The organism is Nocardia higoensis, assembly GCF_015477835.1.
Classification (GTDB): Bacteria; Actinomycetota; Actinomycetes; order Mycobacteriales; family Mycobacteriaceae; genus Nocardia; species Nocardia higoensis_A.
On sequence record NZ_JADLQN010000006.1, the window covers coordinates 236,416 to 255,899 of the forward strand.

Consider the following 19,484-nt stretch of genomic DNA (forward strand, 5'->3'; position numbering starts at 1 on the left):
CGACTGCGGCGAGTCGCAGTTCGGAGAGCGCCTGTCAAGATTGCCTTGACAGACTGTCCGGCTGTAAAGGTAGTCTTGACGCGTGAACATCACGGCGTCGGCGCGCAAGCACGGCATAACCGATGCCGACATCCTTCACGCGTACGAAAACGCACTGCGGTACGTGGAGTACGAGTACAAGGGCGATGAACGGTTACTGATCATCGGACCGGACCTGGCAGGGCGATTACTCGAACTCGTGGCCGTTCCAGCCGGAGACCCGAACCGGATCATTCACGCCGATTGGCTGAGGCCGAAATTCCACGACTACCTGAGGTGATCGAGATGCAGACGAAGAACAAGAAGGGGGCAGCCAAGCGAAACCCGCGTGTGGCTCAGCCCGGAGGCGTTACCCGCCGTGGTTCCCTGAGTCGTCGGGCCGACACGGCTACACCCGATCAGGGCCCTGTCAGCAACTCGGAGTCCGCGTTGCCCGCCGTGGCTACAGGCTTGGACCAACTGGACCCCGGCAAGAATCCGGCGAAGGACGCGAAGAGTTTCCGGCGGATTATCGCGGCCCGCAAGAAGGTGGCGGAGGCGGAGGCCGAGCTACGCGCCGCCGTCAAGGACGCCCATGCAGCCGGGGATTCCTGGACCGTCATCGGGATGGCGCTGGATACCAGCAGGCAGGCTGCTTTCCAGCGGTTCGGCAAGGACTGATCAGGCTGGACACGGGGCCGTATTTCCCGCCCGGACGCGCGTCTACTACACAGCATCGTCTACCTTTGAACCGTGAGCATTCTCGAGACAGTGCTGATCTTCCTCGGCATCCCGCTGGTGATCTACGCGGCGATCGCCGGATTGTCGTATCTCGGTAAGCCGCTGCCCGGCGAGAAGCCGGTTCACTTCGACCTGGGACAGAAGTGGACTCATGAGCCGGTGCTGTGGAGTGCCACCGACGAGGTGATCGGTCACGGTCACCACGACGTCGCACCGCATGGCAGTCATGCGGCTATCGAATCCGCCCAGGAGCTGATCGGAGGCCGGGCAAGTGGCAAGTTCTAAGTGGCCCGCGGTGGTCGAGGCCGACCTTCCGCACGGATACGTCCTCACCAGCAGCGGCCGGGTCTCCGGCGTGCACGAGGCGGGCGCGGTGTTCGTCGAGGCGCCGTTCAGCGACGACGAGCGCTTGGCTGTCGACAACGCGCTGATCGAGGCGACCCGAGCCACCAAGGTGCGCTTCACCATCTACATCGGCGATCTGGCCGGTGACGCCTCCGCCGCGGTCGACGAGCTGTTCGCGACCACCCCGGACGCGTCGCGCTCGGTGCTCATCGCCGTCTCGCCCAACGACAAGGTGATCGAGGTCCGCTCCGGCCATGAGATCGCCGACCGCGCCAACGACCGGGTCTGCCAGCTCGGCGTCACCGCCGCGCTCAGCTCGATCCGACAGGGCAAACTGATCGACGGACTGGTCTCCGCGGTGCGCGTGATGGCCGCCGCCATCGGTCGCTGAGAAGCCTGCTCGCGGCATTTCGCGAATCCGGGCTCGCAGCGGCGACATCAGGACGCGAAACGGCGCGCTCATCCTTCGGGGTGAGCGCGCCGTTGCCGTTTCCCGGCCCTACTTCGCGTCGAAGGCGCGGGCCCGCAGCGAGCGCTCGACGCCGGCCTTGCCCTCGGACACCAGCCGCAGCAGCGCGGGCGGGTGATCGCCTGCCAGGAACTCGTCCGCCGTGGCCACGGCCTGCTCGGTGATCTCCCACGCCGGATACAGGCCGACGACGACGGTCTGGGCGACCTCGCTGGAGCGGCGCTCCCAGACCTCCGGGATCTCCGCGAAGTACTTGCCCACGTAGTCCTTCAGCAGTTCCCCTTGGCCCGCAGGTGCGAATCCGGCCACGATGGCGCGGGTGGTGGCGTTGGGGATCGAGTCGTCGTGCATCGCCTTCTGCCAGGCATCGGCCTTGACCTCGGCCTGCGGGCGGGCGGTCGCCGCGGTGGCGGCTTGACGCTTGCCGGTGGCGGTCGGGTCGGCGGCCAGCTCCGCGTCGATGACCGGAGTCGCGAGACCGTCGGCGTCGATCTCGCCCGCGGCGGCCAGCGCGCCGATCACCCGCCAGCGCAGGTCGGTGTCCACCACCAGACCGGGCAGGCCGACCGTCGCCGGGTCGGAGTCGAGCAGTTCGCGCAGCAGCTCGGTGTGCCTGGCCTCCAGGCGCGCGCCCAGCAGCGCGTTGACGAAGGCCAGCTGGTGATCCGAGCCCGCCTCGGCTTCCCGCGCCAGTTCCAGCAGCCGGTCGCCGAACTCGGTCCAGCCGACCCCTTCGGCCCAGACCGGATCGGCGTAGCTGCCCAGGGCGGTGTGCGCCTGCATGAGCAGCCGCTGCACCACGCCGATCTCGGTCTCCGCGCCGATGCCCCGTTGCACCAGCGCGACGAAATCGCGGGCGCGCAGCTCGGCCTGCCTGGTCATCTCCCAGGCCGCCGACCAGGCCAACGTGCGCGGCAGCGGCTCGGCGATGTCGCCGATGCGATTGACCAGCACCTCGAGCGATTCCGGGTCCAGGCGTACCGAGCAGTAGGTGAGGTCGTCGTCGTTGATCAGCACGAACCTGCCCCGCGCGACGCCGATCAGCTCCGGCACCTCGGTGCGCTCGGCGGCGTCGAGGTCCAGCTCCACCCGGTGCGTGCGGACCAGCTTGCCGCCCTCGTCGTCGTAGACGCCGATCGCCAGCCGGTGCACGCGCTGCTCACCGGCGCCGGGCTGCGCGCCCTCCTGCACGACCGCGAACGAGCTGAAGGTGCCGTCCGCGGCGACCTCGAACTCCGGGCGCAGGATGTTCAGGCCGGTGGTCTTGAGCCACTGCGCGCCCCAGCCGGACAGATCGCGTCCGGAGGACTTCTCCAGTGCGCCGAGCAGGTCGTCGAAGGTGGCGTTGCCGTAGGCGTGCTCGGCGAAGTAGGCCCGCAGCCCGGCCAGGAACGGCTCCAACCCGACGTAGGCGACCAGCTGCTTGAGCACGCTGGCGCCCTTGGCGTAGGTGATGCCGTCGAAGTTGACCTCCACCGCGGCCAGGTCCGGGATGTCGGCGGCGATCGGGTGGGTGGAGGGCAGCTGGTCCTGCCGGTAGGCCCAGGACTTCTCCACGTTCGCGAAAGTGGTCCAGGCGCTGGTGTATTCGGTGGCCTCGGCCTGGCACAGCACCGAGGCGAAGGTCGCGAACGACTCGTTCAGCCACAGGTCGTCCCACCACTTCATGGTGACCAGATCGCCGAACCACATATGCGCCATCTCGTGCAGGACGGTCTCGGCGCGGCGCTCGTAGGAGGCGCGGGTGACCTTGGACCGGAACACGTAGTCCTCGAGGAAGGTGACCGCGCCCGCGTTCTCCATCGCGCCCGCGTTGAACTCCGGGACGAACAGCTGGTCGTACTTGCCGAAGGCGTAGGGCACGCCGAAGTTGCGGTGGTAGAAGCCGAAGCCCTGCTTGGTCTCGGTGAACAGCCGCTCGGCGTCCATGTGCTCGGCCAGCGAGGCGCGGCAGTACAGGCCCAGCGGGATCTCGCCGTGCTCGTCGCGGTAGGTGTCGGTCCACTTGGCGTACGGACCGGCGATCATGGCGACCAGGTAGGTGCTCATCGCCGGGGTGGTGGCGAAAGTATGCGTGGCGACGGCGCCGTCGTCGGTGCGCTCGCCTGCCCCGTTGGAGACGACCTGCCAGTCCAGCGGCGCGGTGGCGGTGATGTCGAAGGTGGCCTTGAGGTCGGGCTGGTCGAAGCAGGCGAACATCCGCTTGGCGTCGGCGGTTTCGAACTGCGAGTACAGGTAGACGCCGTTGTCGGCTGGGTCGACCATGCGGTGCAGGCCCTCGCCGGTGTGCGAGTACTCGCAGTCGGCCTCGACGACGAGTTCGTTGCGCTCGACCAGATCCGGCAGCGTGATGCCGGTCGACTCGTCGTAGGAGTCCACGTCGAGCGCCGCACCGTTGAGCACGGCCGAGCGGACCCGCGCGGCGACGATGTCGATGAACGTGCTCGTGCCCGGCTTCGCGGTGAACGTGACGGTGGTGCGCGACCCGAAGGTGCTCGCCCCTGCGCTCTGGTCGGTGAGGTCGAGTTCGATGCGGTAGTTCTCGACGGCGACCGTGGCGGCGCGCTCGATCGCCTGGTCGCGGGTGAGATTCGGGGCGGACATGGAACTCCTTCGCTCTTCGACGAACACGGCACGAATGTCGTCCGCGACGCGGCGGCGCCGACCTGCGGACCCGTCACGCGGACTGTGGGCCCAACCCTATCGGCCACCTCCGGCGCGGGCACTGCCCCATGACGGACAGGTACCCGTATCCGCCCGCCCCGGAGCACGGTGGCGGGGCGGGCGTCGCAGTGGCCGTGGATACGGCGGCCACGGGGAAGGGAAAGGGCGGGCGGTATTGTTTGCCTGCCCGACGGCCGGGCGACAACCCACGGATGCGGAGGCTCGACGGTGAAGCATGTGCACGCCGGGAAGGTGCGTGACCTGTACGAGGACGGCGACACCCTGCTGCTGGTCGCCTCCGATCGGGTCTCGGTGTACGACGTGGTGCTGCCCACGCCGATCCCCGGCAAGGGCGCGCTGCTGACCCAGCTGTCGAACTGGTGGTTCGACTTCTTCACCGACATCCCCAACCACATCGTCTCGACCGTCGACGTGCCCGAGGAGTTCGGCGGCCGCGCCGTGCGGGTCAAGCCGCTGCGGATGCTGCACGTGGAGTGCATCGCCCGCGGCTACCTGACCGGTTCGGGCCTGAAGGAGTACCAGGCCACCGGCACGGTGTCCGGGGTGACGCTGCCGGCCGGACTGCGCGACGGGGACAAGCTGCCCGAACCGATCTTCACCCCCACCAGCAAGGCCTCCGAAGGCCACGACGAGCCGATCACCTTCGCCGACGTGGTGAACCAGGAGGGCCGCGAGGTCGCCGAGGCGCTGCGCGAGCGCACCCTCGAGATCTACCGCCGCGGCGCCGAACACGCCGCGGGCAACGGCGTGATCATCGCCGACACCAAGGTCGAATTCGGCTGGGACGGTGACGTGCTCACCCTCGGGGACGAGGTCCTCACTTCGGACTCCTCGCGTTTCTGGCCCGCCGACCAGTGGAAGCCCGGCCGCTCGCAGCCCTCCTTCGACAAGCAGTTCGTCCGCGACTGGGCGACCTCCACCGGCTGGGACAAGGAACCGCCCGGCCCGGAGATTCCCGCCGACATCGTCGAGGCCACCCGGCGCAAGTACCAGGAGGCCTACGAACTCATCACCGGTCGCGCCTGGGGCTGATCGCCACGCGGCCGAGGGGAGGGACGCGGGGCCGGTCCTCGTGCTCGGCCGCATCCTGATTCGCGCTGACAGGCGAGCCTCGGCGGTGCGATACTCCCCGATGTCCGTGGCCGAGGGCCGCGCGACAGGGAGGCGGGACATGAGGCGCGCAGGCACCGATCCGGGCACGCCCGAGCAGAGTGATCCGAGGCAGGCGAAGTCCGGCGGGGGGAGCACCGGCACGAGGGGCGCGGGCAAAGGCGGTGCCGGTCGGGGGAGGACCGGCCGGACCGGACGGGCGAAGCCGCAGTTGCGCAAGGCCGGACGGGGCGGAGCCGACCCGACGACGTCGGGCCGGTGGAATACCCCGGCGTGGCTGCTGTTCGGGACGTTCGCCGCGGCGGTCGTCGGATTCATGGTGACCTGGCAGGTGCTCGACTGGATCGCCATCTCCCGCGAGTCGGGCGGGTCGTGTGGCACCAGCAGGGGGATCAGCTACGGGGACTGTCCCCGGTACTGGGGCACCATCTTCGTCATCTCGCTGTTCGGGCTGATGGCGTTCGTTCCGCTGCTCCTGTTCGCGCTGATCCGCACCCGGCTGGCGGGCGCGCTGGCAGGCGCGGTCGCCGCGGTGCTCGCGATCTATCCGGCGGCGATCGCTTTCGGCCAACTGCACGGCGACACCTGGGAGCCGGCCTGGGCCGCGCCCTCGGATCGCACGGACGACGGCGAGACCGGCGGCCTCTGGCACACCGCGGCGGAGGCGGGCACCGCCGTGCGCGTCGCCTTCGACGGGTTGACGGCATTCGACGTCGCCTCGGGTTCGACACGCTGGTCGGCTGTCTTCCCGGACCGGGATGTGCTGTGCGCGATGAGCCGGACGGCTCCCGAGGGAATCGGGCTGGTCGCCCGGCACGACGAGAACGCTCCCTGCGCCGGTTTCGGGGCGGTGGATATCGCGACCGGGCGGACCCTCTGGGAATCCACCGTGCCCGGCGGGCTCGTCGACGGCCCCGACGTACTCGCCGTCACCGGCGGCACCGCCGTCGCACTGGGCGAGGACGCCGTGCACGGGTTCGCCCTGCGGGACGGCGCGCCCCGCTGGCAGTTCCGGTTGCCGGAATCGGCCTGCGGCACTCCGTGGCTGGCCGCGGGGCGCTATGTGGTCGTCGCGGTGGACCGCTGCACCGGCGCCGAGTCCGCCGACGACAGTGGGCCCGCACTGTGGGCGCTCGCCCCCGACACCGGTGCGGTGGCCTGGACCGTGGCCGTCCCGTTCGAGGGCGCTCGCCGGGTCACCCGGATCGCCTCGGAACCACTCGTCGTGCACGTCACCGAGAACGGCAGACGCGGCCGGTCCGCCTTCGTGGCCTTCGACGACACCGGCGCGGTCACCGCCACCATCGAGACCGGCACCGGCACCGCAGATCCGGAGTTGATGCCCCTGCGGCCGGTCGACCTCGCCGGGTTCGACGCTGCCCCGGTCACCAGGACGGTGGTGACCGGAAACACGCTCGTCGCCGTCGCCCGCGCCGAGAGCGAGAACGGCTACCGGCTCCTCGCCCACGACCTCGCCACCGGCGCCAGGCGTTGGACCGGCGACCTGCTCGACGACGATCCCGACGCGCTGGTCGCCGACGGCGACCGCGTGATGGTGGTCGTCGACAATTTCCGGGTGCTCGGCCTGGGCGCCTTCGACCTGCGCACCGGCGCCGAATCCCACGCGGGCGTGGCCGTCGTCGAGCGTTCTGGGCCGTCGCTGCAGGTGTTCGCCCTGCCCGAGGTCTATCTCGTGCTCAGCAGCGACGGCAGTTCGCCCTACCGGCCGTTGCAGGCCGTCGCCCGCCCGTGACGCCGATCGTCCTCGTGCGCTAGGCGGCGCAGGCCGGGGAGGTGGTCTGGGTGTTGGCCAGCATCTGGCACGCCCAGGCCAGCTGGAGTTTCCAGCGCCCGTCCTCGGCGACGAAGGGAATGAGGGTGGGCCCCTGCACCGGCTTGCCGTCGAGGGTCATGTCCGCGGTGGCCTGCAGGACAGCGTCGCCCTGGTAGTCCACCGAGACGATCGTCAAGGTGATCCCGTTGGCCTGGGAAGCCTGGGCCAGCTTGTCGATCAGCGTCGGGTCGGCGTCGGCGCCCTGCACCGCACCGGTCTTCAGGGTGGCGGGGGTGTCCGGGTCGAGCGCGAGCTGGAAACCGGCGTTGAGGTCCGCGGGGCTGGGCAGCGGCACCGGTGGCTGCTGCGCTCCGGCGGCGGGGGCGGTCGTCGCGGATTCGGCGGACACGGTCGCCTCGTCGGCATCGGACCCGCCGCAGCCCGCGGCGAGCACCGCGACCGAGGCGAGGCAAGCGGCGAGCGCGGCGCGGGACAGGCGTGGCCTGGGAAGGTTCATCGGGGTCCTCTCGTCGGCGGCGTGATTGTCGCTGGAGTGCGTGCGGCTGGAGTCGCCGTCGTGGTCGCGGTGGACGGACGGGGTGGGCTCATTCGGTGCCGATGGCCTCGATGATGTCCAGCCGCGCGGCGCGGACGGCGGGGGGAATGGAGCCGAGCAGGCTCAGCGCGATCGCCCCGAGCGCGAAGACCACCATCATCGGCCCCGGCCGGTAGGCGACGTCGAGATTCATGATGTCGGGGGTGATCCGGTCGAAGAAGAGCTGGCTGAGCGCGCCGAAGCCGAGGCCGAGCACCCCGCCCACGACGCCGATGCCGACCGCCTCGGCCAGCACCGTGCGCAGCACCACGCGCCGGGTCGCCCCCATCGCGCGCAGCACGCCCAGTTCGCGTCTGCGTTCGAGGACCGACAGGCCCAGCGTGTTGAGCAGGGCCACGGCGGCGATGAGCACCACGATCACCCACACCGCGTTCGCGACCCCGGCGCCCTGGCGGATCGCGCTGTCCACTCCGGCCAGCGACTCCTGCCCGGTGAAGACGTGGGTGTCGGCGGGGACCACCGCGCGCACGGCCGCGCGCAGTTGTTCGGAGCCGATATCGTCGCGGCCGTCGATCTGCAGCACGGTGGATCCGGGCCGGTCGAACCAGTCGCGCATCTGCTCGAGTCCGATGGCGGCGTTTCCGGTGAGCGCGGAGAAGTAGGAGACCACCCCGACCACGGGCAGTTGCCGTTGCCCCGACGGAGTGCGCATGGTCAGCGCATCGCCTTCGGTCACACCGAGGGTCCGGCTCAGGTCGCGGGAGAGCACGATGCCGTGCCCGCTGATCACCGCTTCCCTGGCCGCCGGGGACAGATCGGCGTAGAGGGGACTGATCGCGCCGGGCGCCAGCCCGTACAGGATGATGCGTTCCTCGCCGAGGGTGGCATAGGCGAGCTGGCCCTCGACGACCCGCTCGACCTCCGGCAGCGCGGCGATCCGGGAGGCGGCGTCGGTGGGCAGCGCCGGGTCGGTGGGCATCTGGTCGGCCGGTCTGGCGGCGACCAGCAGGTCCACCTCGTCGACCGCGCCGATCGAGCCGCGCACCGCGCCGAGCATGTCGCTGTTGGCGCCGGTGATGGTGACCGTCATGGCCACGGCGATGAACACCGTCATCATGGTCGCCCACACCCGGCGAGGCGCGCGCCGCACCGTGGCCGCCGCGAGCTCACCGGCCTTGCCGCACCGCCGCGCCACCTCCGCCGCCGCCGAGACCAGCGTCCCGGTGACCGCCCAGCAGGCGAACAGCCCCGCGCCGAAGAACATCGACAGCGCCACGCCCGACCAGACCAGGTCACCCAGCCGGAGCGCGACCAGGACGACGGCCAGCCCCATCGCCCCGATCGCGACACACCCCGAGCCGACGCGCATCCACAGCGGCACCCGGTCGGCGACCGAGACACCCACCGGGGCGAGCGCCTCCACCGGCGACACCTTGTACACCTGGTGCGCCGCCACCGCCGCCGCCGCGACACTGGTGCCGACCGCGGCGGCGAGCGCGATCGGAATCGCGTACACCGGAACCGAATACACGGTCCTGGCCTCGACGGACTGCAGCAGCGCCACGGGCAGCGCGTCGACGGTCGTGCGCCCGTAGGCGATGCCGAGCGCCGTACCCAGCACACCGCCCGCCAGGCCGATGACCCCCGCCTCGGTGAGCAGGTCGGCGGCCAGGGTGCGCCTGCGGCCGCCGACGGCGCGCAGCATCGACAGCGTCCGGCGGCGCTGCGCGATCGCCATCGACATGGCGGTGTAGATGAGGAACGCGGCGACGATGAAGGCCAGCGCCGCGCCCATCAGTGTCATGTACTGGAGGATGCGCAGGCCGTTACCGGTACGCACCGCGCGCAGCGTCGGCTCGGCCACGATCGCCCGTCCGTCGATCCGCTGCTCTACCGCGGCGCGGACGTCCGCTGGATCCGCGCCGGGCTCGGTGACCAGCAGGATCGAGTCCAGGTGATCGGTGCGTCCGAGCGCCCGCTGCGCGACCGGCAGCGAGGTGAGAACGTAGTGACCCTCGTTGAGCCTGCCGAGCTGTCCGCCGTCGAGCACGCCCGCCACCGTCACGTCGGTGCGGCCGACCCGCAGGCGATCGCCTGCGGACACGCCGAGGCCCGGACCGACGAGCACGCCGTCCGGCACCGAGATCAGCGCGCTCAGCCGGGACTCGATGGCCGGTTGCAGCACGCTGCCCAGGGCGGTCGCGCTCGCGTCGGTGCCGAGCACCAGCGCCGAGCCCGCCGAGGTCGGCGCGACCGTGCGCACCATCGGCACGGCCGCGCGCACGCCGGGCACGGCGGCCACGTCGGCGTGCAGCGTGCCGGGGAACCCGGAGTCGGTGATCCCGGAGACCTCGAGACTCGCCTCGCCCGCCAGACCGTCGACCAGCCGGTGCACCGATCCGGTGAGCGAGCCGAACATGCCGAACACGGCGACCAGGAACGCCGCCGACACCGCCATCACTGTGATCGAGGCCAGCGTCCGGCCGCGGTGCACGGCGAATTCGCGCAGGCTGAACAGTCGCCAGCGATCGATCAGCGCGCGCACGGCGGCTCCACGGGGCCGGCGGTCGCGGCGCCCGCGGCCGTCGGCTCGTCGGCGACGATCCGTCCGTCGCCGAGGGTGACGACACGATCGGTCCTTGCCGCTGCCTCGGGGTCGTGGGTCACCATCACCACCGATCGCGATCCTGTCGCGCTGCTCGCGATCTCGGCCAGCAGTGTCAGGATCTCGGCGCTCGTCGCCGAGTCGAGATTGCCGGTGGGCTCGTCGGCGAGCACCAGCGGCGGATCCATGATCAGCGCCCGTGCCACCGCCACCCGCTGCATCTGTCCGCCGGACAGTTCGGCGGGGCGGTGTTCGGCGCGGCTGCCGAGCCCGACCAGTTCGAGCAGTTCGCCCGCCCGCTCGCGCGCCGAACGCAGCGCGCTGCCGTCGAGCAGGCGGGGCACCGCGACGTTCTCCCAGGCGGACAGGGTGGGCAGCAGATTGAAGAACTGGAACACGAAACCCACGCTGTGCCTGCGGAATTCGGATTGCTCGTCGTCGCCGAGGCCGCCGATCTCGCGATCACCGAAGCGGATGGAGCCGGTGTCGGGCCGGTCGAGCGCGCCGAGCAGGTGCAGCATCGTGGACTTGCCCGCGCCGGAGGGGCCCACCACCGAGACGAACTGCCCCGGCGCGACCGCGAAATCGACGCCGTCGAGCGCAGTAACCGTCTGGCCGCCGATGCGGTAATGCTTGGAGACCTCGGACAATTCGATGATCGGTGGCATCGTCGGCGTCCCGGTCAGGCGTTCACGTCGGAGAGCGCGGCGAGTTTGCCGATCGAGGCCACCAGTTGCGTCTGCGCTTCCTGCTGTACCGATTGTTCCAGCGGGCCGGTGAGCATCGCGCCGGTGAATGCCCCGGCGATGGTGAGCTGGCAACCTCCTGGCTTGCGTTCGATCGCGAAGCTGAACTCGCAGGTGACTCCGGCCGGGCTGCGGCCGGCGATGATCAGCTGCATCGGCGGCTTGAACGCGGTGACGGTCAATTCGATGCGTTGTGACATACCGAGCATGCGAATGTTCTGCACCATCCGGGAATTCACTGTGATGTTCTCCGGTGGCGCCTCCGCGAAACTCTCGTGGAGCATGAACCAATCGCTCCACGTGCTCGTGTCGGCGATAATCGTGTAGATCTGCGCCGGGGACGCTTCCAGTGCTCTGCTGACCTCGAAGCCGGCCATGAATCCTCCCTGATGTCCGCCTGCCGAGGGTGCCGGCGTGCCCGGGAAACCTGGGGCACCGGAGACCGATTCTCGGTGGTGGCAGCGCGAACGTAGTTGCGAGCGTCCATGATTCACCGAACCTGTGCAAGTGACCGGAGGTCACGGATACAGGTTTTTCCGAACCTGGCTGTAACCCGTTGCAGTTCGGCGAACACTGCTGTACGTTGACCGGCACGAGGCATCCCCATCGTCGTCGCCCAGTGTGGTTCCGGCGGGCCGTGATGCTCGACGACACAGTGGCCGAACCGTTCCCGAATTCCGATCAAAGCTGCCGCGAAGGCATTCTCCGCCGTGCGGAAATGAGCCGGCGTCGTTTCTACTTCATCACTTCTCCGAAAGGCCGGGAGCCGTCATGCAGGATGACGTAACCGCAGTCGACCCCATCGCTGTCGTCGGAATGGCGTGCAGATTCCCCGGGCAGATCGACACCCCGGAAGCGTTGTGGCACTTCGTGATCAACGGGAAGCACACATCCAGCAAATTCCCGGCGGACCGGTCGATGACCGAGCTGGCCGACATCGCCGCCCCGGAGGTGGTGGCCGCGATGGCGCCGATGGGCGGATTCATCGACGAGCCAGGGGAATTCGACCCCGAGTTCTTCGGTATCAGTCCGCGCGAGGCCAAGGCGATGGACCCGCAGCAACGCATCGTGCTGGAGCTGACCTGGCAGGCGCTCGAGGACGCGCGTATCGACCCGAACACGCTGCACGACAGCGATACCGGCGTCTACGTCGGTGCGATGGGCGGCGACTACGCCTACCTCATCCCCGGCCAGAAGGATCTCGACCCCGGCTACGTCGCGACGGGCGTGAGTCAGAGCGTGCTGTCCGGGCGCATCTCCTATGCCCTGGGCCTGCAGGGCCCGACGATGAGCATCGACACCGCCTGCTCGTCCTCGCTGGTCGCCATGCACCTGGCCGCACGGGCGCTGAAGGCGGGCGAATGCTCGCTGGCGCTGGCCGCGGGCGTGTCGATCATGTCCACGCTCACCGGTTTCTACGCGCTCGGCCAGCACGGCGCCATCTCCAAAGAGGGTCGTAGCAAACCGTATTCGGCCGACGCGGACGGTTTCTGCATGTCCGAGGGCGCGGCCGTGCTCGTGCTGGAACGGCTCTCCGATGCCAGGCGTCACGGACATCAGGTGTTCGCCCTGCTCCGTGGCGCGGCGGTGAACCAGGACGGCGCGACCAAGGGCCTGACGGTGCCGAGCACCGATGCGCAGCGCAAGGTCATCGAGGCGGCGCTGGCCGACGCGGGCCTCGGCTACGCCGATGTCGACGTGGTGGAGGGGCACGGCACCGGGACCCCGGTGGGTGACCCGATCGAGCTGGAGGCGCTGCTGGCCACCTATGGCAGCGACCGCCCCGACGGGCAGCCGCTGCGATTGGGCTCGGTGAAGGGCAATTTCGGCCACACCCAGGCCGCGGCGGGCCTGGCCGGCGTGATCAAGATGATCGAGGCCATGCGCCACGAGGCGGTGCCGCCCTCGCTCGGCGTCTCCGAACCGACCGGCGCGGTGGACTGGTCCACGGGCGCGGTCGAGGTGGTCACCGAGACCACGCCGTGGCCGGCCGGGCACCGGCCGCGTCGCGCGGGTGTCTCGTCCTTCGGCATCAGCGGCACGAACGCGCACGTCATCGTCGAAGAACCGCCCCGTGTCAACGCCCCTGCCGCTCCGGCCGCCCCGGCTGACGGGCCGCGGCCGGCGGTGGTGCTCTGGCCGATCTCGGCGAAGACCCCGGAGGCGCTGGCGGCGCAGGCCACCGCCCTGGCCGAGCACGCCGGCGCGCACCCGGAGTATCGCGACGCCGACATCGGTTTCGCGCTGGCCACCACGCGGGCCACGTTCGATCATCGCGCGGTGGTGCTCGGCGGCGACCGCGAGGAGTTGCTGGCCGGTCTGGCGGCCGTGGCCGCGCAGCAGCCGGTCGGCCCGATCCGCGGCCAGGCACTCGCCGAGCGCGGTGTCGTGTTCGTCTTCCCCGGCCAGGGCGGGCAGTACCAGGGCATGGCCCGGCAACTACTGGCCGAGTCGGCGGAATTCGCCGCGTCCGTCGCCGAGTGCGATGCCGCCTTTGCCGAATTCGTCGACTTCTCCGTGGCCGATGTGCTGTGCGAAGCCGACGGTGCGCCCACCCTCGACCGCATCGACGTGCTGCAACCGGCGCTGTTCACGACCATGGTGTCGTTGGCACGGCTGTGGCGTTCGCTGGGCATCGAGCCGGCGGGCGTCATCGGCCATTCGCAGGGCGAGGTGGCCGCCGCGTATGTCGCTGGAGCGCTGTCGCTGCGTGATGCCGCGCGCGTGGTGGCACTGCGCAGCCGGGCGTTGCTCGAGCTCGACGGCACCGGGGCGATGGCCTCGATCAACACCTCCGCCGGGCGGGTGCGCGAGCTGCTGGCCGACATCCCGGAATTGGAGGTGGCCGCGGTCAATTCACCGTCGACCACCGTGGTGGCCGGTACCAGGGCCGGTGTCGACCGCGTTCTCGAGGTGTGCGAGCGCGACGGGCTGCGCGCCCGGCGCATCCAGGTGGACGTGGCCTCGCACACCGGTCACATGGAGGCCATCGCGGAGCAGACCCGCGAGGCCCTGGCGCCGATCACTCCGCGGCCGAGCGAGATCCTGTTCTTCTCGACTGTCACCGGTGACGTGCTCGAAACCGAGAATCTCGGGCCCGACTACTGGTTCGCCAATCTGCGCCGGACCGTGAACTTCGACGACGGTTTCCAGGCCGCCTTCCAGTCCGGCTACAACGCCTTCCTGGAGATGAGCGCCCATCCGGTGCTCACCTCCGCCATGCACGAATCCCTCGACCAGTTCGGCTCCTTCGCCGACAGTTGCCTGATCGCCGGCTCGATCGAGCGCGAGGACGCGGGCCTGCGCCGGTTCCTCGCCTCGGTGAGCACGGCGCATGTGCACGGCGTCTCGCCGGACTGGCGGAAGATCTACGATCCGGCGTGCCACCAGGCGGTGCCGCTGCCGACCTATCCGTTCCAGCGCCAGACCTACTGGCTGGCATCGGTGCACAACGCCAACGGCGGCAAGCCCAGCGGTCTCGGGTTGACCGATCCCGGCCACCCGCTGCTCGGCGCGATGGCCGAGCTGCCCGGCGCCGACCGGTTCCAGTTCAGCACCCGGCTGTCGGTGCCCACGCACGGCTGGATCTGCGATCACGCCCTGCACGGCAACGTGCTGGTCCCGGGCGCGATGCTGCTCGAACTCGCGCTGCACGCCGGAGACAAGGTCGCCAGCCCCCGCGTGGAGAAGCTGACCATGTACACCCCCGTGACGCTGCCCGCCCAGGGCGCGGTGCAGGTGCAGTTGGTGATCGGCGAGGCGAAGGCCGGTAGACGTGCCATCGCGATCTACTCCCGCCAGGAGAACGAGGACGCCGCGGCGGGGGAGAACCTGTGGAGCCTGCACGCCGACGGCGTGCTCACCGGCCCCGCCCGCGCCGAGGACGACGATCAGCACGGCCTCGAACTGTGGCCGCCGGTCGGGGCCGAGCAGGCACTCGAACCCGAACGCGCCTACGAGACGCTGGCCGCGCTCGGCTACCACTACGGGCCGATCTTCCAGGGCATGCGGGCGGTGTGGCGGCGCGGCGAGGACATCTTCGCCGAGGTCGCGCTGCCGGACTCGGTGGCCGACGCCGACAAGTACGGCCTGCATCCGGCACTGCTCGACTCGGCCATGCAGACCGTGGCCGCGGTGGCGTCGATGATGCCCACCGAGCCGGGTGCGATCCGGCTGCCGTTCGCCTGGGAGCGGGTCGAACTGCACGCCGTCGGCGCGAAAGCGCTGCGCGCCAAACTGACTCCGGCCGGTCCGGACCGGGTGCGCTGGGTGCTCGGCGACAGCAGTGGTCGCACGGTGGCCGCGGGCACCCTGCAGGTGCGTTCGATCTCGATGGGCACACTTGCCCAGCGCGGCCTGTCGGGCAGACAGGATTCGCTGTTCGGCGTCGACTGGCTGTCGCTGCCCGCGCAACGGACCCGCTACACCGCTCGGCCGGGGGAGTGGGCCGTGATCGGCGAACTGCCGCCGGGCGTGCCGGACACCGCGGGGCTGACCGTCTACCCCGATCCGGACGCGCTCTACGCCGCCGTCGCCGACGGCACGCCCGCACCGAAAGTGGTGCTCGCACCACGGGACACGGCGGGCGCCTGGCGTGAAGCCGGCACCACCGAGTCGGTCCGCGAGGATCTGGTGCGCACGCTGACCCGGCTGCAGACCTGGCTGGCCGACGAGCGGTTCACCGAGACCACGCTGGTGCTGCTGAGCAGCGGCGTGCAGGCCGCCGACCTGGCCGAACCGGTGGCGGATCTGGCGGGCGCCGCGGTCTGGGGCCTGGTGCGCAGTGCGCAGTCCGAGCATCAGGACCGCATCGTCCAGCTCGATCACGACGACGCGGGCATCACCCTCGACCAGCTCGCCACCGCGCTCGGCCTCGAAGAACCCGAACTGGTGCTGCGCCGTGGCGTGTTCCACGGCAGGCGCATCCGTTCCGGGCTCGATGCCGTCGCGGCGGTGGGCAGGCGGCTGAGCGGGCCGTGGCGCCTGGACATCCCGTCCTCGGGCAATCTCGACGACGTCGCGCTCGCCGAGCGGACCCCCGTCAGCGACGGCCCCGCACCGGGCAGCGTGCGGGTCGAACTGCGCGCGGCCGGTCTGTCCTTCCCGGTCGCCCTCACCGGTCTCGACGCCGTCGCGGGCACGCCGCAACGGCTGGTGCACGAGGCCGCGGGCGTGGTGCGCGCCGTCGGCGCCGGGGTCACCGCGTTCGCGCCCGGCGACGAGGTCTTCGGCTTGGTCGACGAGATCGCCGACACCGTCGACGTCACTGTCAGGACCGGCACCGGCACCGACGGCGCGGAGACCGGCCCGGGACTGCTGAGCCACGTGCCCGCCGGATGGTCGCTCGCGCAGGCGGCGGCCGCGCCGGTCGCCTACCTCACCGCCCTCTACGCCTTGCGCGAGATCGCCGCCGCGCAACCCGGTGAACGGGTGCTGGTGCACTCGGCCACCGGCGGCGTCGGCACCGCCGCCGTCCACCTGGCCGCCCACCTGGGCCTCGAGGTCTACGCCACGGCGAGCGCGGGTAAGCAGGATGTGCTGCGCGGCATGGGGTTCGCCGAGGACCATCTCGCCGATTCCCGCTCGGCGGAATTCGCCACCCGCTTCGCCGGGCGCGGCATCGACATCGTGCTCGACCTGCTGCCGGCCGAGTTCACCGACGCCTCCCTCGGACTGCTCGGCGGCGACGGCAGATTCGTCGACCTCGCCCGCGGCGCGGTGCGCGACCCGCAACAGGTGCGTGCCGGACACGGCGTCGGCTACCACACCTTCGAGCTGGGGGCGCTGGACCGCGCCACGCTCGCCGGCCTGCTCGCCGACGTCGCCGCCCTGGCGGGCAGCGGAGTCGTCCCGGCGTTGCCCCTGACTCGTTTCGACATCCGTCAGGCCGATGCCGCGCTACGCCATCTCGGCGAGGCCAGGCACATCGGCAAGGTCGTGCTCACCTGGCCCGCCGCGTTCGACCCCGAGCGCACCGTGCTGGTCACCGGCGGCACCGGAAAGATCGGCGGCATCATCGCCCGGCATCTCGTACATGCCTACGGGGCCAGGCATCTGCTGCTCACCAGCCGCAGCGGTCCAGCCGCCGACGGGGTCGACGAACTGGTCGCCGAACTCGCCGAGGCCGGTGCGCAGGTACGGGTCGAGGCTTGCGACGCCGCGGACCGTGACGCACTCGCCGCGGTGCTCGCGCGCGTGCCCGCCGAACACCGGCTGGGTGGCGTGGTGCACCTGGCGGCCGCCCTCGCCGACGCCACCTTCGACCGGATCACCCCCGATCAGGTGGCCGCGGTGCTCGGCGCCAAGGCCGACGGCGCCTGGCATCTGCACGAACTCACCCGCGAGGCGGATCTGTCGATGTTCGTGCTGTTCTCCTCGGCCGCCGGCACGTTCGGCGCGCCGGGGCAGGCGAACTACGCCGCCGCCAACGTCTTCCTCGACACGCTGGCCCGCCGTCGTTACCACGAAGGGCTGGCAGCGACCTCGATGGCGTGGGGCTGGTGGGCCGAGGACACCTCCAACACCGGCTCGCTCGACGACAAGGACCGCGCTCGCCTGACCAGGATGGGCGTGACCCCCATCGAGACCACGCAGGCCCTGGAACTCTTCGACGCCGCACTGGCCACCGGCAGGCCCTACGTGGTGCCGGTCGGCATGGACCTGTCGCTGCTGCGAGTGGCCTCCTCGGTCGCCGAGCTGCCGCCGTTCTTCCGTGCGCTGCTGCACTCGCGCCCGCGCGCCACCGGGCAGACCGGCGACGCCTCGCAACTGGCCAAGCGGCTGGCGGGCCTGAGCCCGGCCGAACAACACGCGGTGGTGGTCGACCTGCTCAAGACCCCGATCTCGATGGTGCTCGGCTACTCGTCCCCCGACGCGGTGGCGCCGGACCGGGAATTCACCGAGATGGGAATCGACTCGCTGAGCTCCATCGAACTGGGCACCCACCTGCGCGCGATGACCGGCGTCAAACTGGCCAATTCGGTGATCTTCCAGTATCCGACGGTCAACCTGCTGGCCCGGCACGTGCTCGACCAGATCACCCCGCAGGACGCCGAACTGGCCGACCCGATCGTCTCCGAGGTCGAGATGCTGCTCGAACGCCTGGCCGCCATCCACGAGGACGGCCTGATCCCCGAGCCCCTGCTCGAACGGCTGACCGGCTCGATGGGCCGGTTGCGCGGTGGGGAGGTGGCCGCCGTCGACGGGGTCCGTTCGTGAACCGGGTGCTCGCGATCTCCGACCTGCACGTCGGCCACCCCGGCAATCGGGACGTGGTCGACCTGATCCGGCCCACCTCGCCGGAGGACTGGCTGATCGTCGCCGGCGACGTGGGGGAGCGGATCGAGCACATTCGCGGCGTGCTCGCCGCGCTGCGCAAACGGTTCGCGAAAGTCATCTGGGTGCCCGGCAACCACGAATTGTGGTGCACCGCGAACGATCCGGCGGCGCGGCGCGGCGAGGGCCGGTACCAGCGGCTGGTCGCCGAGTGCCGGGCACTCGGCGTGCTCACCCCCGAGGATCCGTATCCGGTGTGGGAGGGGCCGGGCGGCCCGGTGACGCTGGTGCCGATGTTCCTGCTCTACGACTACACCTTCCTGCCCCGCGGTGCCCGTACCAAAGCCGACGGGCTGGCGGCGGCCGCGGCCAGGGGCACGGTCGCCACCGACGAGACGCTGCTTGCCCACGATCCCTACCCATCGCGTGAGCAGTGGTGCCGCGCGCGCGTCGAGCTGACTCGCGAGCGGCTCGACCACCTCGACCCGGCGCGACCGCTGGTGTTGATCAATCACTTCCCGCTGCTGCGGGAGCAGACCAGGATGCTGTGGCGCTCGGAGTTCGCGCTGTGGTGCGGCACCGAGCTGACCGCCGATTGGCACCGCAGCTACAACGTGCGCTGCGTCGTCTACGGGCACCTGCACATCCGGCGCACCGACCATTACGACGGTGTGCGCTTCGAAGAGGTCTCACTGGGCTATCCGCGCGAATGGCGCCGCCGCGGCCTGCCCGATCCGCTGTTGCGGGAAATCCTGCCCGGCCCCGCGCGTTCGGGGCGGGCGGGTAACGCGCTGACCCGCCGCGCGGTCGGCGGGGCGCTGCGCGCGGCGAGCGCGTTGTCCGATCCGATGTCCGGCCGCCGAGGGAGAACCGCACGATGACCGACACCACCACCGCCCGCTCCCGGCTGGCCGGGGAACTGGGCGGCGACCTGGCCGCCCTCGACACACTGTCGCAGGAGCAGTGCGCGGACCTGCTCCTCCTGCTGGAGCAGGCCCCCGACCGTGACATCGAATGCTGCGAGCCGCAATTGCGCGACAACATCGACACCCTGCCGCGCCTGTGTCGTCCCGCCGTGCGCCGGGTCTTTCTGGGGCGGTGGCGATGACTGATCGCGCCACCCTGCCGCGCCTTTACCGTCCCGCCGTGCGCCGGGTCTT

General features: G+C 70.7%; 14 protein-coding genes. 9 read left to right on the forward strand and 5 right to left on the reverse strand.

The window, feature by feature from the left end; translation table 11 throughout:
• The first annotated feature begins 82 nt into the window (after positions 1-82).
• From IU449_RS25060 to IU449_RS25075, 4 genes are all read left to right on the forward strand, one after another.
• Positions 83-319 carry a hypothetical protein gene (locus IU449_RS25060; protein WP_195004596.1) on the forward strand — a complete coding sequence of 79 codons (237 nt, stop codon included), beginning with the start codon at positions 83-85 and terminating at the stop codon, positions 317-319.
• Between the two features lie 158 nt (positions 320-477).
• Positions 478-699: a hypothetical protein gene (locus tag IU449_RS25065; protein WP_416382237.1), complete on the forward strand. Its 222-nt coding sequence runs from the start codon at positions 478-480 to the stop codon at positions 697-699.
• A 72-nt stretch (positions 700-771) separates the two neighbouring features.
• The gene (locus IU449_RS25070) at positions 772-1,044 is read left to right on the forward strand and encodes a hypothetical protein (RefSeq protein ID WP_195004597.1); all 273 of its coding nucleotides are present in this window, start codon (positions 772-774) and stop codon (positions 1,042-1,044) included.
• On the forward strand, positions 1,031-1,495 hold the full coding sequence (locus IU449_RS25075) for a DUF5130 domain-containing protein (protein ID WP_324188426.1): 465 nt from the start codon (positions 1,031-1,033) through the stop codon (positions 1,493-1,495). The genes IU449_RS25070 and IU449_RS25075 overlap by 14 nt, the downstream gene beginning before the upstream one ends.
• Positions 1,496-1,603: 108 nt before the next feature.
• On the opposite strand, the gene pepN is transcribed toward IU449_RS25075, so the two are convergent.
• Entirely contained in the window at positions 1,604-4,177 is a 2,574-nt protein-coding gene (pepN, locus tag IU449_RS25080) for an aminopeptidase N (protein ID WP_195004598.1), read from the reverse strand.
• A 288-nt stretch (positions 4,178-4,465) separates the two neighbouring features.
• On the opposite strand from pepN, the gene IU449_RS25085 reads away from it, so the two are divergent.
• Together IU449_RS25085 and IU449_RS25090 are read left to right on the forward strand one after the other, a co-directional pair.
• Positions 4,466-5,290 (forward strand): phosphoribosylaminoimidazolesuccinocarboxamide synthase, encoded by an 825-nt coding sequence (locus IU449_RS25085; RefSeq protein ID WP_195004599.1) that lies wholly within the window; start codon positions 4,466-4,468, stop codon positions 5,288-5,290.
• Positions 5,291-5,429: 139 nt separating this feature from the next.
• Positions 5,430-7,121 carry a PQQ-binding-like beta-propeller repeat protein gene (locus tag IU449_RS25090; RefSeq protein WP_195004600.1) on the forward strand — a complete coding sequence of 564 codons (1,692 nt, stop codon included), beginning with the start codon at positions 5,430-5,432 and terminating at the stop codon, positions 7,119-7,121.
• Positions 7,122-7,140: 19 nt separating this feature from the next.
• Here IU449_RS25090 and IU449_RS25095 read toward each other — a convergent pair whose 3' ends face one another.
• The 4 genes from IU449_RS25095 to IU449_RS25110 all read right to left on the reverse strand — a co-directional run bounded on the left by IU449_RS25095 (position 7,141) and on the right by IU449_RS25110 (position 11,426).
• Positions 7,141-7,659 (reverse strand): hypothetical protein, encoded by a 519-nt coding sequence (locus IU449_RS25095; RefSeq protein ID WP_195004601.1) that lies wholly within the window; start codon positions 7,657-7,659, stop codon positions 7,141-7,143.
• A gap of 88 nt (positions 7,660-7,747) precedes the next feature.
• Positions 7,748-10,243, reverse strand: a complete 2,496-nt coding sequence (locus tag IU449_RS25100; protein ID WP_324188427.1) for an FtsX-like permease family protein — start codon at positions 10,241-10,243, stop codon at positions 7,748-7,750.
• Positions 10,231-10,971: an ABC transporter ATP-binding protein gene (locus IU449_RS25105; RefSeq protein ID WP_195004602.1), complete on the reverse strand. Its 741-nt coding sequence runs from the start codon at positions 10,969-10,971 to the stop codon at positions 10,231-10,233. The genes IU449_RS25100 and IU449_RS25105 overlap by 13 nt, the downstream gene beginning before the upstream one ends.
• 14 nt (positions 10,972-10,985) lie before the next feature.
• Entirely contained in the window at positions 10,986-11,426 is a 441-nt protein-coding gene (locus tag IU449_RS25110) for an SRPBCC family protein (RefSeq protein WP_195004603.1), read from the reverse strand.
• A 394-nt stretch (positions 11,427-11,820) separates the two neighbouring features.
• Here IU449_RS25110 and IU449_RS25115 point away from each other — a divergent pair, with 394 nt between their 5' ends.
• From IU449_RS25115 to IU449_RS25125, 3 genes are read left to right on the forward strand one after another with little or no spacing between them, the layout of a single operon-like run.
• Positions 11,821-18,267 carry a type I polyketide synthase gene (locus IU449_RS25115; RefSeq protein WP_195004604.1) on the forward strand — a complete coding sequence of 2,149 codons (6,447 nt, stop codon included), beginning with the start codon at positions 11,821-11,823 and terminating at the stop codon, positions 18,265-18,267.
• On the forward strand, positions 18,264-19,205 hold the full coding sequence (locus IU449_RS25120) for a metallophosphoesterase family protein (RefSeq protein WP_195004605.1): 942 nt from the start codon (positions 18,264-18,266) through the stop codon (positions 19,203-19,205). The genes IU449_RS25115 and IU449_RS25120 overlap by 4 nt, the downstream gene beginning before the upstream one ends.
• Entirely contained in the window at positions 19,202-19,432 is a 231-nt protein-coding gene (locus IU449_RS25125; RefSeq protein ID WP_195004606.1) for a hypothetical protein, read from the forward strand. Before IU449_RS25120 ends, IU449_RS25125 begins: the two co-directional genes overlap by 4 nt.
• Positions 19,433-19,484 lie beyond the last annotated feature (52 nt).

Bases quoted from the DNA above. Each gene is read 5' to 3' on its own strand.
- IU449_RS25090 (WP_195004600.1), top strand. From the start codon at position 5,430: ATGAGGCGCGCAGGCACCGATCCGGGCACGCCCGAGCAGAGTGATCCG.
- IU449_RS25115 (WP_195004604.1), top strand. From the start codon at position 11,821: ATGCAGGATGACGTAACCGCAGTCGACCCCATCGCTGTCGTCGGAATG.
- IU449_RS25125 (WP_195004606.1), top strand. From the start codon at position 19,202: ATGACCGACACCACCACCGCCCGCTCCCGGCTGGCCGGGGAACTGGGC.
- IU449_RS25095 (WP_195004601.1), bottom strand. From the start codon at position 7,659: ATGAACCTTCCCAGGCCACGCCTGTCCCGCGCCGCGCTCGCCGCTTGC.
- IU449_RS25110 (WP_195004603.1), bottom strand. From the start codon at position 11,426: ATGGCCGGCTTCGAGGTCAGCAGAGCACTGGAAGCGTCCCCGGCGCAG.
- IU449_RS25105 (WP_195004602.1), bottom strand. From the start codon at position 10,971: ATGCCACCGATCATCGAATTGTCCGAGGTCTCCAAGCATTACCGCATC.
- pepN (WP_195004598.1), bottom strand. From the start codon at position 4,177: ATGTCCGCCCCGAATCTCACCCGCGACCAGGCGATCGAGCGCGCCGCC.